General features: G+C 62.9%; 14 protein-coding genes. All 14 read right to left on the bottom strand.

Annotation, left to right across the window (positions count from 1 at the left end):
• Positions 1-4 precede the first annotated feature (4 nt).
• Positions 5-955, bottom strand: coding sequence for a hypothetical protein (locus V7787_RS43760; RefSeq protein ID WP_336093903.1), 951 nt, complete (start codon positions 953-955; stop codon positions 5-7).
• 130 nt (positions 956-1085) lie between these two features.
• Positions 1086-2393, bottom strand: coding sequence for an XVIPCD domain-containing protein (locus V7787_RS43755; protein ID WP_336093901.1), 1308 nt, complete (start codon positions 2391-2393; stop codon positions 1086-1088).
• 77 nt (positions 2394-2470) lie between these two features.
• Positions 2471-3142 carry a hypothetical protein gene (locus tag V7787_RS43750; protein WP_336093899.1) on the bottom strand — a complete coding sequence of 224 codons (672 nt, stop codon included), beginning with the start codon at positions 3140-3142 and terminating at the stop codon, positions 2471-2473.
• 186 nt (positions 3143-3328) lie between these two features.
• A complete protein-coding gene (locus V7787_RS43745; RefSeq protein ID WP_336093897.1) occupies positions 3329-4543 on the bottom strand; it encodes a peptidoglycan-binding domain-containing protein in 1215 nt (404 codons plus the stop codon).
• Between the two features lie 156 nt (positions 4544-4699).
• On the bottom strand, positions 4700-5593 hold the full coding sequence (locus V7787_RS43740; protein WP_336093895.1) for a hypothetical protein: 894 nt from the start codon (positions 5591-5593) through the stop codon (positions 4700-4702).
• A 321-nt stretch (positions 5594-5914) separates the two neighbouring features.
• A complete protein-coding gene (locus tag V7787_RS43735) occupies positions 5915-7435 on the bottom strand; it encodes a peptidoglycan-binding protein (RefSeq protein ID WP_336093894.1) in 1521 nt (506 codons plus the stop codon).
• Positions 7436-7549: 114 nt separating this feature from the next.
• Positions 7550-8188, bottom strand: a complete 639-nt coding sequence (locus V7787_RS43730) for an XAC2610-related protein (RefSeq protein ID WP_336093893.1) — start codon at positions 8186-8188, stop codon at positions 7550-7552.
• A 257-nt stretch (positions 8189-8445) separates the two neighbouring features.
• The gene (locus V7787_RS43725) at positions 8446-8976 is read right to left on the bottom strand and encodes a DUF4189 domain-containing protein (protein ID WP_336093892.1); all 531 of its coding nucleotides are present in this window, start codon (positions 8974-8976) and stop codon (positions 8446-8448) included.
• A 148-nt stretch (positions 8977-9124) separates the two neighbouring features.
• Entirely contained in the window at positions 9125-9682 is a 558-nt protein-coding gene (locus V7787_RS43720; protein ID WP_336093890.1) for a DUF4189 domain-containing protein, read from the bottom strand.
• A 220-nt stretch (positions 9683-9902) separates the two neighbouring features.
• Positions 9903-10340 carry a DUF4189 domain-containing protein gene (locus V7787_RS53225; RefSeq protein WP_442965360.1) on the bottom strand — a complete coding sequence of 146 codons (438 nt, stop codon included), beginning with the start codon at positions 10338-10340 and terminating at the stop codon, positions 9903-9905.
• A gap of 127 nt (positions 10341-10467) precedes the next feature.
• Entirely contained in the window at positions 10468-11499 is a 1032-nt protein-coding gene (locus tag V7787_RS43715; RefSeq protein ID WP_336093929.1) for a type IV secretion system protein, read from the bottom strand.
• A 150-nt stretch (positions 11500-11649) separates the two neighbouring features.
• Complete coding sequence (locus tag V7787_RS43710) at positions 11650-12417, bottom strand: hypothetical protein (protein ID WP_336093888.1); 768 nt, start codon at positions 12415-12417, stop codon at positions 11650-11652.
• Between the two features lie 48 nt (positions 12418-12465).
• On the bottom strand, positions 12466-13233 hold the full coding sequence (locus V7787_RS43705; protein WP_336093887.1) for a hypothetical protein: 768 nt from the start codon (positions 13231-13233) through the stop codon (positions 12466-12468).
• A gap of 93 nt (positions 13234-13326) precedes the next feature.
• A partial coding sequence (locus V7787_RS43700) for a VirB4 family type IV secretion/conjugal transfer ATPase (protein WP_336093886.1) occupies positions 13327-15798 on the bottom strand: 2472 nt, incomplete at its 5' end.

Genomic DNA, 15798 nt, shown 5'->3' with positions numbered 1-15798 from the left:
CGGTTCAGTTCGTCGCGACCGGGCGATAGGCCTGGTCCTTGGCATCGAATACGTAGTGCAGCGGCTGATTCGGATCGAGCGCGACGGTCTTGCCCGGGCCGTCGATGCGGGTGCCCGACAGCGCCACCGAAATCCGCGGCAGGTCTTGCCCGGCGACCGCTTCGAACGCGATCTCGCCGACGCTCTTCACGCACGGCGGCAACAGCTTGGCGTCGGCCGGATCGCTGGCGCAGCCCGCGGCGTTGTCGCCGCCGGCGTCGACGCTGGACAGATAGCGCCACGGGCCCAGGCGGTTGGGATCGTCCTGGTTCGGCGCGCGCTCGAAGATTTCGTAGTAGTACGCGCTGATGCCCTCGTTGACGCTCTCCGAGGCCGGCACCGCGAGAATTTCCCCGCCGGCCGCCGTGGCGAAGGTCTTGGCCTTGCGCGCCGTGTCCGCGTCCGGGCCGCGCTCGTAACCGCCGAACTCGCCTAGCGCCGGCTGCGCGCCGAAGAACACCCACGGATGCGCGGCGTCGCTGCCGCGTTCGAACGTCGCCTGCGACAAGGTCACTTGCTCGTCGGGCGCGGCGAAGTCCTCTTGCTTGTCCTTGCCGTACTTTTCCGCGGTGCTGTAAGCGAAACCGGTGTAGTAGCGCTTGCCGCCGAAATCGAACTGGTGGCCGTACCAGAACGTGGCGACCGCGCCGTTGGCGACTTCATAAGAGTCGGAACTGTCGCCGCGTTCGTCGTAGATCGCCGCGATCACTTCGCCGGGCGAAGGCGGTGCGATGGCGGGCGCGGTCTGTTGCTTGTCCATGCTGTGTGCTTCCTGCTTGGGCGCGGCGGCGCTGGCCGTCGCGGAGGGATTGGATCCGGAGGTCTCGGGAGCCGCCGGCTTGCACGCGGCCAGGACCGCCAGCGACAGCAGCAACAACGCCGTCTTCGTGCAGTGGACCTTGGCTGTGTTCGGCATGGCGGGCATCTCGTTGGATTGCGTTGGAACCGTGCGGCGCCGCGGCGAAGCGAGCCCGCGGATGCGCGCACGCCGGCTCCCGGCGAACGCGCGACCCGCCCCGGCCTCCGGCCAGGGCGGGCGGCGTGGATCAGGCGACCGCGCGCTGCGACTGCTGGCGCGGTTCCTGCTCTTGCTGCGCGGGCGCCTTGGCCGGCGCGTCCTGCTGCAACTGCTTGCTGGTCTGCTCGACCGACTGGCTGATCGCCTGATCGGCGTTGGCGAGCACGCGCTGGTGGCTCGGGTCCTGCAAACCGCCCTGCACCGCGAAATAACCGCTGCGATCGTTGTTTTTCACCACATGGGTGATCTCGGTCATGCCGCTCACGCGCGCTTCGTAGGTCAACGTCGCCGCCGCGCGCTCCATCTGATCGCGATTCTGGAAGCCGCCGTTGGGACCGAGCTTCTCCAGGCCGTTCAAGGCTTGCTGGTACATGGCGTGATCGCGATTGTTCGGATCGGCCAGCGACGGCACGCCCGAACGCTGTCCCTGCTGCCGATCGGCCGGCGCCTGCGAATGTTCCTGCACCGCGGCCTTGAGCTTCTGCAAGGTCGACGGACCGGCGACGCCGTCGTCGTCGATGCCCTGGGCGCGCTGGAATTCCTTCAACGCTTCCTGGCTCTTGCGGCCGAAATGGCCGTCGGGATTGAGCTCCTTGCCGGACGCGTCGCGATAACCCAACGCCTTCAGCGATTCCTGCATTTCGCGCACCGCATCGCCGCGCTCATTGAGCTTAAGCACGCCGTCGGCCATCGGATCGCGGCCGCCCATCGCCGGCAACTTCACTTCGCCGCGCGACAGCGCCTGCATCACTTCCGGGGTCAGCGCCTTTTCCCACTGCGCGGCCGCGGCGCGGCGCTCGGGCAAGTGGTTCTGGCCGCCGTTGATGTCGCGGGTGGCCTTGTCGACATCGGTCTGGTGACCGTTCGGCACCACTCGGCCCTGCCAGTAGTGCACCGCGATCTTGGCCGCGGTTTCGCGGTCGGCGGCCAGTTCGGGATGCTTGACCAGATCGATGCCCAGATCCTTGGCCGCGGCGGCGTAGTTGGAACGGCCGGTCAGCTGCACATAACCGCGACCGTGGAAGGTGAAGCCATCGCCTTCCTCGGTGTTGCCGAGGTTGCGCGCGCCCCAGCGGCCGCCGTAGATGGCGTTGGCCACGCTCTCCGGACCGCCGCGCGCGATCGCCGCGGCCTCGGCCTCAGTGTCCATGCCGTTGCGGCCGTTGAAGGTCTTCATCAGACCGGCGGCGCTGTAGTTCAGATTCTCGTTCATGCTGTTGAAGCCGCCGCACTCGACCTGCATCTGGCCCATGAACACGGCCAGTTCTTTGGGTTCGCGGATGCCGGCCTCGTAGGCCTTCAACAACAGGAAATCGCGGTTGTTCGGAGTAGACATAAATCTTTCCTTAGATTGATCGGATCGGCCGTTGCCGATCCGGTTCGCAACGAATCAGGGGATGGGGACGGCGGCGCTCAGTTCTTCGCCGGCAGTCCGTGTTTTTCGATGGCTTCGTCCTTGGGCCAGCTCATCGTGTACTTGAACAAGGCATCGCCTTCGTCCTCGATCACGCTGCCCTTTTCGCAAGCCACCGCCGAATCGGCCTTGGTCGCCGCGGCGGCGACCGGCGCGACGATCACGCCTTGATCTTCCAGACCTTGCTCGCCGGAGATCGAATAGAAGACGTGCTTGCGGCCGGCGTCCTCGAAGGAGTACGCGAAGCCGCCGGTGCTGCCGCCGAAACCCAGGTGGCTGCGCTTGAAGCGGCCGGCCGCGGCCGACTTGTCCGCCGGGAACACGTAATCGGCCTTGCCGTTTTCGCCTTGGGCGAAATACACGTAACCGGCTTGATCGCTGACGCCCTTGGACGCGCACAGCGAGGCCATCTTCTTGTTGGCGCCGATGGTGCAGGACATCACGATGTCCTCGTTGGCCGCGCACAGCGAACGGCCGTCGCCGGCTTCGGCCACAGGCGCGGCCGGCGCGGCGGCCGTCGGCGCGGGAGTCGCGGCGGGTGCGGCATCGGTCGATGCCGCAGGCGCCGGAGTCGCGGCCGGATCGGCGGCGGGCACGCTGGGCGCTTCGCCGGCCTTGCAGCCCATCAGAGCGGTCAGCAACGCGATACCGAGCAGATTCCTGGATTTCATGGGGGTTCCTTGGTTGATCAACATTTCGCGAAAACAAAAAGGCGGCGATGAAACGCGAACCGGGAGACGGTGGCTGCGGATGCGCGGCGGCGATGGGCGGAAACGAACGCGCAGCGCAGGCCGGCGTGGACGTCGGGCCGAACTCAGCGATCTCCGGTTCCGTCGAGGACACCGGACACGCCGAACTCAGACCGACTGCGTCCTCGCCCGTGCTTCCTGGCTCTGGGTTTCGTTCTGCGGCAGCGTGTCCTGACGTATCTGCAGGGTCGACTGCTCGATCGGCTGTTTGATCGCCTGATCGGTAGCGACGTGCACGCGCCTATGCCCAGGATCGTCCAAGCCGCCCTGCACCGCGAACAGGCCGGTGCCGTTGGCGGTGGGGACGACATGCTGGATATCGCTCAGCCCGCTGACCTTGGCCTCGTACGTCAGCGTCGCCGCTGCGCGTTCGAGGTCGTCGCGATGGTTGAACGCCTGCGGACCCAGTTTTTCCAGGCCTTGCAGCGCGCCCTTGTACATCGCGTGATCGGGGTGATTGGGATCGGACAGCAGCGGCGTCTGCGCCGCTTGCTTGAGCGCGTCGAGCGTCTTCGGACCGGCGATGCCGTCGTCGGAGAGCCCGTGCGCGCGTTGGAACGCTTGCACCGCTTCGCGGGTGCGGGCGCCGTAGTCGCCATCGGCGCGCAGCGCCTGGCCCTGCGCGTCGCGATAGCCGAATTTGGCCAGCGCCGCTTGCAGTTCGCGCACGTCTTCGCCGCGCGCGCCGTGCTTGAGCGTGCCGTCGGCGTTGTGCGCGGGCGCTTGCGGGTTGCGCGGATCTTCGCTGCGCTCGGCCGTCTTCGGATCGCGCGCCAGGTATCGATTCAGGCCGTCGCGATCGCGGGTGATGTCGTGCAGGTAGTCGTAATTGCTGGTGCCGTTGGCATCGCGCGAGACTCGGCCGCCGGTGACCGCGGCCTTGGCGCCGCCGTAGCCGGCGATATGGCGCGCCTTGAGGAAGCCGGCCACGGTCTCGGCCTTGCTGTCCTCGTTGAGCACGCCGTCTTTCAGCGCCTGCGCATAGGCCTTGTCGCAATTGGTCTTGAAGGCCTTGTCCTGCAGCTCGGCAGAGGCCTTGTACTGGTCCAGGCTCAGGCCTTGGTTCCAGTTCGACTTGTCTTCGAGAAAGCGGGTCATGCCGCCGCTGCTCGCCCACTTCCACTCCGCCCCGCGCACTTTCTCGGGGTCGAAGCCGTCGTGTTTCATCGCAGCGTCGAGCTTGTGCTTGTCGACATAGCCGGCATCGGCCAGCCAACCGGCTCCCGCCTGGTAGCGACCGACATAGCCTTGTTTGTTGGTGATTGCCAAATCACCGCCGTTGCTCTCGGTCAGAACCGTAGAAGCAACTAAACGTCGGGTCATCGCAGCATCCAAGCTCGCGATAGTACCCTGGTGGTACTCATGGGCAGTGGCCACTGCCTTTTCTCGTCTATCAGCCATGACGCTGTTCCTATATGGATAGATCGAATCGAATTGTGAGGGTCTGCGAGAGACCGCGTGTCGCACCAGCTCGGGGTCTTAGGACTCCTTGCAACGCATCGACGCGATCTTCTGCGCCGGTTTGTCGGGGGTGAAATCGAAGGTGGTGGTGCCGGGGCCTTGGTTGCCGCCGTCGTCCACGTAGACTTCAGCATACACGATTTTCGTGCCTGTCAAGACCAACTGGAAAAATTGGTTGGCCTGGGTGTTCTCGGCGGTGGTGCCGTAGTCGAGCTCGCACTGGCCCGCGATCGGCTTCAGCTGGGCCTGCGGCCCCAGCTGGTTCTGCAAAATGCCCTGGTAATCGTCGCTGGCGTAGAACTTGACCAGCGAAATGGAACGGACCCGCTCGGCGTCGCCATTGAGGGTCACCCCGACCTCGCCCTCGTTGGCCTGGCGGGTGCCCGCCTCGGCCCCGGCCTTGCCGTCGGGCACTTCGACCATGCCGAAGCCGCTCAGCAGCAGGGTGCCGCCGCGGAAGCGCGCGTTTTCAGGGGCGTTGGAATCGGGATTGTCTTGCGGCGCCGGGTCGCGCCACTGCACGCCGGCCGCGTGGTCGAAGGCCGACCAGACCGCGCCGTCTTTGGCGCCGAGTAAATCCAGCAGACCTTGCAGCGAACCCATTTCCTGCTTTCCTTGCTGAGCTTGCGCTGCAGGGGCGGCCGGAGCCGGCGTCGCGGCCGTCGAAGTGGCCGCCGGCGCCTGTACCGACGCCCGATCCGCAGCGGGCTTACAGCCTACCACCAAGGCGATGGCAAGCATCAGTACGCAATGCGGTGAGTACTTCATACGGACCTCGCCGTGTTCGGCCGATGAGATGCGGGTTGTTTTAGCACAGCGTTGCGGTGGGTGGAGGCGTGCGAAGGCGCGGCCAGGCCGGTCGATAGCGGATCGGGCGGACGGATCGGGCGACGCATCGAACGGCCGGATCATGCGAGCACAGCGACGTTGCGCGCGGTGCTGTCGTGCGATCCCCTGCCCTGCACTACGCCGGCAGCTAGCGCAGGCGCGTGGAATCCCCCGACAAAACCGCGCGATGCATCCCTGGTCAATCGCACGACTCACTCATCGACCTTCGCGCAACCGCGCCATCGCGATTCGCGAACGCCCCCACAACCGTCATTCCGGCGAAAGCCGGAATCCATTTTGATTCTGCTCTTGCCGCCCCGCACAGAACCGCCTGATAGCTGATCGCCCCCACAAACAATGCGGCCCGCACCACCGGCACGGGCCGCATGCTTTCTTACGCCGCCATCACGCCATCTGCGGCTTAACCTGCTCGCGCTCCGGCGTCGGTGCCGCCTTCGCCGCGGGCACGTCCTGCTTGAGCTGCTCGGTGCTCTGCTCCACCGAAACCGCGGCCGCCTGCGCCTTGTCCATCATCACCCGCTGACTGGCCGGATTGGTCGGATCGCCCTGCACCGCGAACACGCCGGTGCCGCTGGCGTTGACGACCACCCGATTGATCTCGGTCATGCCGCCGACGCGCGCCTCATAGGCCATGCTCGCCGCCGCGCGCTGACGATCGGCCGGGTTCGCATAGCCCGCTTGCGGACCAAGCTTCTCCAGACCATCCAACGCCTGCTTGTACAAAGCGTGATTGGGATGGTTCGAATCCGACAGCAACGGCCCCTGCGGGCGCTCGCCCTGCTGATGCGCCGGCTGAGCGTGCTTCAACGCCTCCAGCGTCTTCGGGCCGGCCTTGCCGTCCTGATCCAGATGATTGGCGCGCTGGAACGCCTCCACCGCATGCTTGGTGTTGCCACCGAAATGCCCGTCGACCTGCAACGGCTTGCCTTCGGCATCGCGGTATCCCAGGCGATTGAGCGTCTGCTGCAGCTCGCGCACCGCCGGACCGCGCTCATCGATCTTCAGCACCCCATCGGCCATCGCATCGCGCGACACCGCCGGCGCGTGCTTCAGCGCCTCCAGGGTCTTCGGGCCGGCCTTGCCGTCCGGATCGAGATGATTGGCGCGCTGGAACGCTTCCACCGCGTGCTTGGTGTTGCCGCCGAAATGCCCATCGACCTGCAACGGCTTGCCTTCCGCATCGCGATAGCCCAGGCGATTGAGCGTCTGCTGCAACTCGCGCACCGCCGGACCGCGCTCTTCGAGCTTCAGCACGCCGTCGGCCATGGCATCGCGCGACGCCGGCGCCGGGGTCGTACCGTGACGCGGACGTTCGGCTTCCGGCTGCAAGGTCACGCCGTTCTTCTTCACGCCTTCGATCAGCGCGGGAACCTTCTTTTCCCATTCCGCGGCGTAATCCTCGCAGTCCTTGGCGGCCTTGACCGACCAGGGCTTGGACGGACTGATGCCGTTGACCACGCGACGGGCGTTGTAGTCGTCGTGCGAATCCGCGTCGATGTAACGATCCAGGCGCTTGCCGGTGAACATGCCGTCGCGCATGCCGATCACCAGGATCTTGGCGGCCAGTTCCGGATCCTTGGCCAGGTCGGGATTCTTCACCAACGCGCCGTTCAAGCCGAGCGCCTTGTCGAATTTCTCGTAGTTGTAATCGTGGGTCAGGTGCACATAGCCGCGGCCGTAGTAGTTCTCGCCACCGCTGTAACCGAGCTTGCGCGCCTGACTGCGGCCGAAATCTTCCTCGGGCGCGTTGAAATTCCGGGTTTCGTGCTGGGCCGTCGCCAGCATGTAAGCGATTTGCTTCGGATCGGTGACCCCGTTTTCCAACGCGGTCTTGACGATCAGATTGACGGAGGAATTTCGGTCGATGCCGAATCCTTCCGTGCTGCGGCCATGTCCATTACTCATCGTGAACTCCTGTGTACGTGCATGTCGTTAGAATTTGTTGTAGCCCCGCGCGCGCGGATGCGCGATGCGAGGCATTGCATGTACTTCCTTGGATGAAACCTAAAGCCCGCCGCCTCAGGGCGAAGCCTTCACCTCCTTCATTTCGCCATCGATGCGTTTTTCGGTCTTGGTGACCGCTTTGTCTTCGCCCGCGGTGGTGTCTTCGGTGACCCGCTCGACCAAGACCGGCTTGTTGGATTCCACCGCGTACGTATCGAACACGTGCAAGCAGCAGCCGTCGGACGACGCCACCTTGATCTTGCCCGCCTCGACCGAGAACAAGCCGTTGGCGCCGATCGTCAGATCGGAAAAGTCCTGATCGAAGACGAACTCGCGCTTGGCCGAATCGAACAGATACACGTCGAAAGAAGGCCCGCCGTACGCGCCTTCCAGACCGGCCCAAACCATCAGATCGTCGTGACCGTCGTTGTTGAGATCGGTCAGCACGAAACTGTGCCCGCCTTGCTTGTAGGACTTATCCAGCGGACCGCGATACAGCGTCGCGTCGCTCTTGACGAACACCGCGGCCGGATCGAGCTTCTGATTGAGCGAACCGTCGGCCTTGCTCACCGTCAACACGACCTGCTGATTGCACAACGTCAACGAAGCCGTCTGCTCCTTGCAATCGCGCGCGGTCAGCGCCAGCGAGATATCGCCGGCGTCGAGTTTGAGCGAGCCATCGGCTCCCAGTTTGGCGTTGACGCTGATAGGCATGGCGGATTGCGCTCCTTGCGCTTTGGATTCTGTCGTGGCGGCATTCGCCGGCGTTTGCGCCGACGGCGGCTGGGCTTGCGCGCCGGCTTGCGGATCAGCCGCAGTCGCTGGCGTCCGGCCGCCGCAACCGACGGCGACAACACAGAGCAGAGCCAGCGACAGAGATCGATTGAAATTCATGACTTCTCTCGAGAAGAATGGGTCGAATGCGCTCGCCACCGCGGGCTCGACGCCGATGCGGCTTGTACGGCGGACGATCAACCGCTCCAGGGGCTCACGCAATCGGCGTACGCGGGCTGGCAAACCGGCGAGCCCGAGGCCTTGCACTGCGCCTCGGCGTCTTTCTTGGCATCGTCCACTTCCTTGCCCTTGCCCACGTAGATGGCGAGCGTGCCGGCGCTGCTATCGGTCGCACCGAGCAAAGTCACCGCGCATTCGTTCATGAACGTATCGATGACCTTGCACTTCTTGCCGCCGTTGTCCTTGCAACTCTTCATCGCCGAGCGCTTGGCCTGGCCCTTGCTGCCGAAAGACGTCTTCGGATCGCTGACCCCGACCTTGACGTTCTCGGCATCGAAAGTGAAAGCGCCGTAGCCGTCGTAGTACGAAACCGTACTCGACCCGCTGCTGCCCCAATTCTGATGATTCGTGCCCGGCACGCACTCGGCCTGACCGCCCGCCCCGATCGGATTGGCGATCATGCCCGCGGGGCACGCCACCACCTGCCCGGACAAGGGCAACAACACCAGCAGGGAAAACACCACCCGCAGACACAACGCGCTTCTCATCGCAGCACCTCAAAGATAGGCGGCGCCAGACCTGGTCCAGCTCCATTGGAATCCCGCTTACGTCCTTCACGCCTTGCCGGCGGACCCGCTCATGATGGCGCGCTGGGCCGATATCCGCCACATCCTAACGCCGATACGCTGCGCTGCATTAATAGGGGATCGGGCTGCTGCAGCCGGAATAGAACACCTTGCATGTGCCTTGGACGGAAAGAGAAGCGCACTGGCGCATGCTCGCATCCACCGCTTCGGAAAGGGTTTCGCCGCTCAATGCATGCAGATCGATGCCGCCGCCGCTGCCCGGGTGCTCTCCCCACACGACCGCCGCGCACCCATTGGCGTAGTTCATGACTTCCTTGCAGTCCGTGGCGCCCTTCGATTTACAGTGCGCGATCGCGGCCTTGATCGCGCGACGGCGGTTCTTCTCGTTTTCGGCGATCCCGACCTTCGCCATTGACGCGTCGTAGGCGATCGCGCCCCAACTGTTGTTGTAACCCCTGATTCCGCCGTCCTGCCCTGAATCTCCGCCCCAGATTTGCATCCGCCCCTGAATGCATTGGGGCTGGCCGGGGGCTCCAACCGGGTTCGGCATGAAACCCTCCGGGCAGCCTTGTTCCGCGGCCACGTCAGGGGAGTGGATCAATGACAGCGCAAGCAGCGCGATCATCGCGCAGGCGAGAAGAAATTTTTCAACATTCATGTCGGCCATCTCCGTTTTCTTAGAGGAAGCTACAAGCGAAAGGACGCCCTCCGCATCGATCAGTCAACGTCTACGGATTGAAGAAAACTGCTTTGGCGTCCAACCCAACACTCCCGACGATCTATAGCTACAACAGCTACAACGCTAGGCACTATGAATCCACATGCAAGCGGCACAAATGAGTTCGGCGCCTAGAAAGGCGCCGAACTCAAAGAACCACAGTCGTTTTTTACTGCGTAGGAGCGGGATAACTACATTCAGTCAGAAAGATCTCGCAATTAGTCGCGCGGCCGCCACATCGACTGATGGCGATTTTCGCAGCCTCTTCGCGAGTGGGTGCACCTGCCGCCGATATCGCGCTGCCCCCTCCACTCATGTTGGCGCCGGAAGCAATCGCTGCGCACTGGTTGTAAAACGTCAGCAGCACTTCGCATTTAGAACCACCGCGAGTCCGACAGTCCCGAACGGCTTCCTTCTCCGCCTTACGCTTACCAGCAATCCCCGTGGCCACGCCAACCTTTCCAGTCACGGAATCCGATGTGAACGCGCCCCACCTGGTCGCATAAACGTCCGACGGTTCCACTGAACCTTTACTGCCCCAATCCTGATGATTAACTCCCGGTACGCATTGCGGCTGGCCGCCTGCGCCCGTGGGATTAGTAATCATGCCTTGCGGGCAAGCGTCCGCTTTGGCACTTCCTGGAAAGAAAACCAGAACAAACAAAGAAAAGGCAATGCTTAAGGAAAACAAGCTCTTCATAGTAGCGCCCTCTAAATTAAGCATCGCGTTATGTCTACCTGCTGGGCCCCTCGTGCCTTGACACATCGCCGGTAGGCCTAGAGGTATTAACGGGTGGCGGCACATATCCCGCAGAACCCGGGCGATAAGTATTGGTCGGCGCATTAGCGCCACCACCACCGCCACCACCCGCGGACTGACCCGGGAAGTTATTGGTGCCGTAGTACGAACCCATCACGCCGTTGAAGAACATGCCAGCCATCGGCGGCGCGGTGATGATCAATGCCGACAGGATCATACCCAGGCCGCCCTGCTGCAGGGCCATGCTCATCAAGCTTTCCGAACCCAGTCCCAGTTTATTAGTGACCCAGAACGCACCGCCTACCGCCAAAGTCATGTCGATCGCGATGGTCGTCATGGTTATCAGCACCGCCATCGTCATCATGGTGGCTATGCCGAAGAACAACCATTTTTGGAACAAGGCCTTGGTTTGATCGAATAGCAGACACATGATGAAGAATGGACCTGTTCCTATGAACAGAGCCATAGCGATCTTGTTCAACATCATCGCGATCATGGCCATGATCACCGGGGCGCCCAGGCCCACGCCGATCATGTCCATCGACTTCTGCTTGGTGTCGTTGGTCATCAGGCTGTCGCCGACGTCGACCGAATCCACGGTCTCCAGGCCGACCTGCAACACGCCGAGAATCTTGTCCATGTCTTCGTAGGGACCTTCGTCCTTACGGCCGGTCATGACCTGGCGCACGACGCTGGACAAGCCGTCGGTCAGCTTCTCGTAGCTCTTGTCCGCGGTGACCGCAGCCGACAGCGCGATGCCGACGATCAGCACCGATTTCAGCGAGTTGACCACCAATCCCATCATCGGCTCGCGCGACTGGCCGGTGGCGATGCGGAAGCCCTGCACCACGATCCACAGGGTCACTACCGTCGCTGCGATCGCGCCGATGATCTTGCCGACTCGATCGAGCAATCGGCCTTGGAACGTCGTGATGACGCTATCCAAGTGATCCTTGATCAAGGCGAAGAACGCCATGGCGGGCAGGTCGCCGACCCGCATGTCCATCCAGTCCAACAAGGAACCGGCCCCCAACGACACCATGTGACTGTCCATACGTCTTCCGTCTCCGTCGGTCCGGGCCTACCCGGCCGCTATGTATCTTCTATTTGCCGTCGAACAGCTGCCTGCCGCGCGCCCCGCGCGCGACGGCGCGGATCAAAGATCGCGTTGCTTGGCGGCTTCCAGTCCCAGCTTCAAGGCGCCGCCCTGGACAACGGTCGAAGCGATGTTGCCCAGGATGTCGCCCTTGTCTTTCTTGTTCTTCAGCGCCTTCTCGGCCTGAGCGATCATGTCGTCGTTCAAGGCCTCCAGCACCGCGGTGTAAGCATCGAGCATGTACTTGCGATACTCGAAATCGGCGCTCATCTTGGCCTGCAAGGTGGCGACCTGGTTGGTGTTCTTGAGCACCTGACCGTTGCCGTCGGAGGCACCGATGCCGCCGCTGTTGCTGACCGCCTTCTCCACGTCCTTGTCGGCCTTCTCGATTTCTTTAAGCATGTCGACCATGACGTTGAAGCGCAGGTTGCGAACCTGGACGATGCGCTGGCAGATCTTGTACTGCTCGCTGGCGACCTTGGTCTTGCCCATCTGGCACAGCACGTCCATGTCCTGATTGACGCCGCGCTTTTGCAGTTCCTCGATTTTCTGCTCGCGCAGACCCGCGGCGACGTTGAGGTTGAAGTTGCCGACGTTCAACGAGTTGTAGGTGTCGGTCAGCGTCTTCACCTGCTGCTGCAGCTCCTTGAGCTGCTGAACCAGCTTGGCCTTCTGGATGCCGAGCTGGATCTTGTTGGCGATCTGGGTGATTTCCGATGCCAGATAAGCATGCGCCGGCGCGGGAGTCAGCGCGGCGACACCGAGCGCCAGGGACAAGGCGAGGCTCAGGCCGGTGGTGGCGAAGCGGTTCGAAGATTCCTGATTCATGGTCTTGATCCTTGAAAGTTTGAAGACGATCGGGATAGTCGGTGAGGTTTAAAGATCGCGTGCCTTGGCTGCTTTCAAACCCGCGGACAAAGCTATGCCTTGCACGGCCGACCCAATCGCGTCCTTGCCGGTCTTCTTGTTGGTCAACGCTACGTTGGCAAGCAGGGTCATTTGACCGTCGATGGATTCCGACATCGACTTGTAGGCCTTCAACAGTGCAACGTTGTTTTGCATGTCCAACTGCATCTGCGCGCGGAGCGCAGCGACGCTGGCGTCGTTTTTAAGCAAACGGCCCAGGTCGCTGGCCGGGATGCTCTTTCTGTTTTCCTGAAGCTTGGCGATATCCTTGTCGCGCGCCTCGATGTCCTTGAACATCTGCACCATCGCATTGAAGCGGCGATTGGTGATTTCCACGCCCTTCTTGCACAGCTTGAGCTGTTCTTCGGCGACGCTGGTCTTGCCCTTCTGGCAGATCTCGATGCCGTAGCTGAGCTGGCGTGTTTCCAGCTCGCTGATCTTGATGCGCTCGCCGGCGGAGAGGTCCAGGCCGAAGCTGCCCAGATTCATCGCCGCAAGCTTGTCCTTCTCAGCCTTCAGCTGCGCCTGCATCTCGGTGAACTTGCTGAACTCCTGCGCCACGTTCTTGAGCAGGACGCCCTGATTGGCCCACTGGGTAGGCTCGGAGGCGCACAGGCCGACCGGATACCCGTAAACCAGGTAGCACAGCTGCGCTTGCGCGGGCCGCGGCAACAGCAGCGCGCACGCGCCGAACAGCAGCGCGGGCAACACTGACCAGGCGGAAGATTTGACGTGCATCGGTCGATTCTCCTTGGGCTTCCCCGCCCCTGAACGGCGGGGAACGTTACAGCGTATGTCCTTGACTGAAACGGATCCCGGCGCGAACCAGGGTCAGGCCTTCTCGGTCCGCGCTTGCGCGGCCGCTTTCCCCTTACCCGAGCCCTTGCGGTTGGCGTAGAAATCGGCCAGCCATTGCTCCGGGACCAGGTCGTCCTGGCTTACGCCCGCCTTGGCGGCGGCCTTTTCCAGAACGTTGTGCATGATTTCGATGTTGTCGGTCGACGCCGAGATCACCGCCAGGGCGTCGTCCATGCCGCGCAGGTTGAGCTGGCAAACCGTCGCCGCGTGGCCCTGCTTGACCAGGAAGCAGCGCGAACGCTCGTCCAGGCCGCGGATCACTTCGTACTCGGCATCGGTGAGCTTGAGACCCTCGATGTAGTCCTCACGGCTGGCGTTCGGGTTCGGCAACAGGATCAGCGTGGCGGTCTGTTCGATCAGCGAGGCGGAGATGTCGCTGGCCAGCGCATCTTCCGGGCTCTGTGTGGCGAAAATGCCCAGGCCGTTCTGCTTACGGATGGTCTTCTGCTTGTTCTTGGCGAAATCCTTGAGGGCGCCGCCGCCGTCGAGAATCTTCCAGAACTCGTCCATGACATAGATTAGCGGGCGTCCGTCGATTAATTGCTCCAGACGGTGCAGCAAATAGTTGATGACCGGAACCCGGACCTCGGCGTTGTCCAGAACCTCGGTGTAATCGAAGCCGATGATGTTGGCTTTTTCGAGGTTGATGGTGTCGACCGGGTTGTCGAACACCCAGCCCAGCGAATTGCCCGCGGTCCACTTGCGCAGGCGCGCATACAGGCCGTCGTCGCCCATGTTGGGCAGGCTCTTCTGCAGGTTGGTCATGCTGCGCAGGTGCATCGGCGTGTCGAGAATGTTCTCGACCGCGCGGAAGATGTCCTCATCCTCGCGCGCCGAATACTGGCTCTTGTTGGCCAGCACCTTGATCAGGTCCGACAGGAACTGGACGTTCTCTTCGTTGTTCTCGCACTGGAACGGGTTGAAGCCGGTCGGCTGGCCGTTGTCCAGCGCCAGGTAGTTGCCGCCGCAGGCGCGCACAAAAATCTCGGCGCCGCGATCCTTGTCGAAGAAGAAGATGGTCGGCGTCGGCTTGAGCTTCTGCACCTGGCTGAGCAGGAAGTTGATCAGCGCGGTCTTACCGGTACCGGACTTGCCGATCACCATGGTGTTGGCGATCGCCTTCTCGCCGAGCGAGTTTTCGCCCGGATGGGTGGCGTGGAAATTGAAATAGTACGGCTGGCCGTTGGTGGTCTGCAGCGTGGTGACCGAATCGCCCCAGGGGTTGTTGTGCTGCTTGCCGGTGGCGAAGTTGTGCAGCGGCGACAAGCCGAGGAAGTTGAGCGAGCTGACATTGGCCAGACGCGTGCGGTACTTCCAGTTGCCGGGGAACTGCGCGTAGAACGAGGCGGTGACCGCCATGTCTTCCTTGGCCGAAACGAAGCCGGCGTTGGACAGTTCCGCGCGCGCGGAGGCGACCTGGGCGGCCAGCTTTTCCTGGCTGTCGGCGTAGATGGTGAAGGTGAAGTGGTACTCGCCGAGGACGAAGTTGCCCGAGGCGAGCTGGTCCATCGCGTAGTCGAGTTCGACGATCTGGCTGACCGCCTTGTCGCCGGAGGACACCATCATGCCCTTGGTGCGGTCGAGCGCCTTGATCGCGTCCTGACGGCCCATCGGGCTGAAGGAATGGGTGACGACGTATTCGAAGTCGAGATACTTCAAACCGTTGAGGATGCCGGGATAGGTGCCCTCGGCATACTCCTTGATATTCAAGATGGCGCCGAAATGATTCGCGCCGGTCGGCGTGGTGACGACGAAGTCGCCGGTCTTGGCCGAGAACGTCAGGCGGCTCACCGGCAGGTAGTTGTAGACCGGCGCGCTCAGCACCGGCACCGGCTCATCCAGGCGGTTGAGCAGATAGCCGAAGAATTCCAGCGCCTCGGAGAACACCACGCCGTTCTTGGCTTCGTACATGCTCAAGCGGCTGGGCGCGTAATCCTTGATCACCGCCTCGACGTTGCCGGCGAGTTCGAGAATCTTGGCGATGGCCTGATCCTGCTCGTTCTGCAGCCGCTCGGTGCTGGCGGATTTTTCGACGAAGCGTTTGCTGCCGGCGATCGGCCGGTAGATCATCGTCAGGTACAGCTCGTTCTGCATCAGCTTCTGCGCCGACAACGAGGCGAAGTAGCCGTCGGACAGATCCTGATTGAAGATCTGGCCGAACTTGCTCTCGGTGCTGATGCGGCGGCGGCGGCGGATGTCGTGCACCCAGAACGCCACGTTGGTGAAGTCCGGCGCGCGCAGGGTCTGCAGCAGCCGGTTGAAAGTGTTGTGGCGATGCTCCAGTTCCCACTCCTCACGCCCCACGAACGGCAAGCCGCCCAGGCGCCACACCAACAGGTAATCGCCACCGGTGGTCTTGAGCACGGTGGGCGCCACATGCGTGGACAGCGGTATGAACTCGCTGATCGGGGTATCGGGCGTGAACATGAAGTCGGTGGCGTATCC

This window comes from Pseudomonas sp. CGJS7, assembly GCF_036961695.1.
This window is presented reverse-complemented; position numbering and strand designations above follow the sequence as displayed.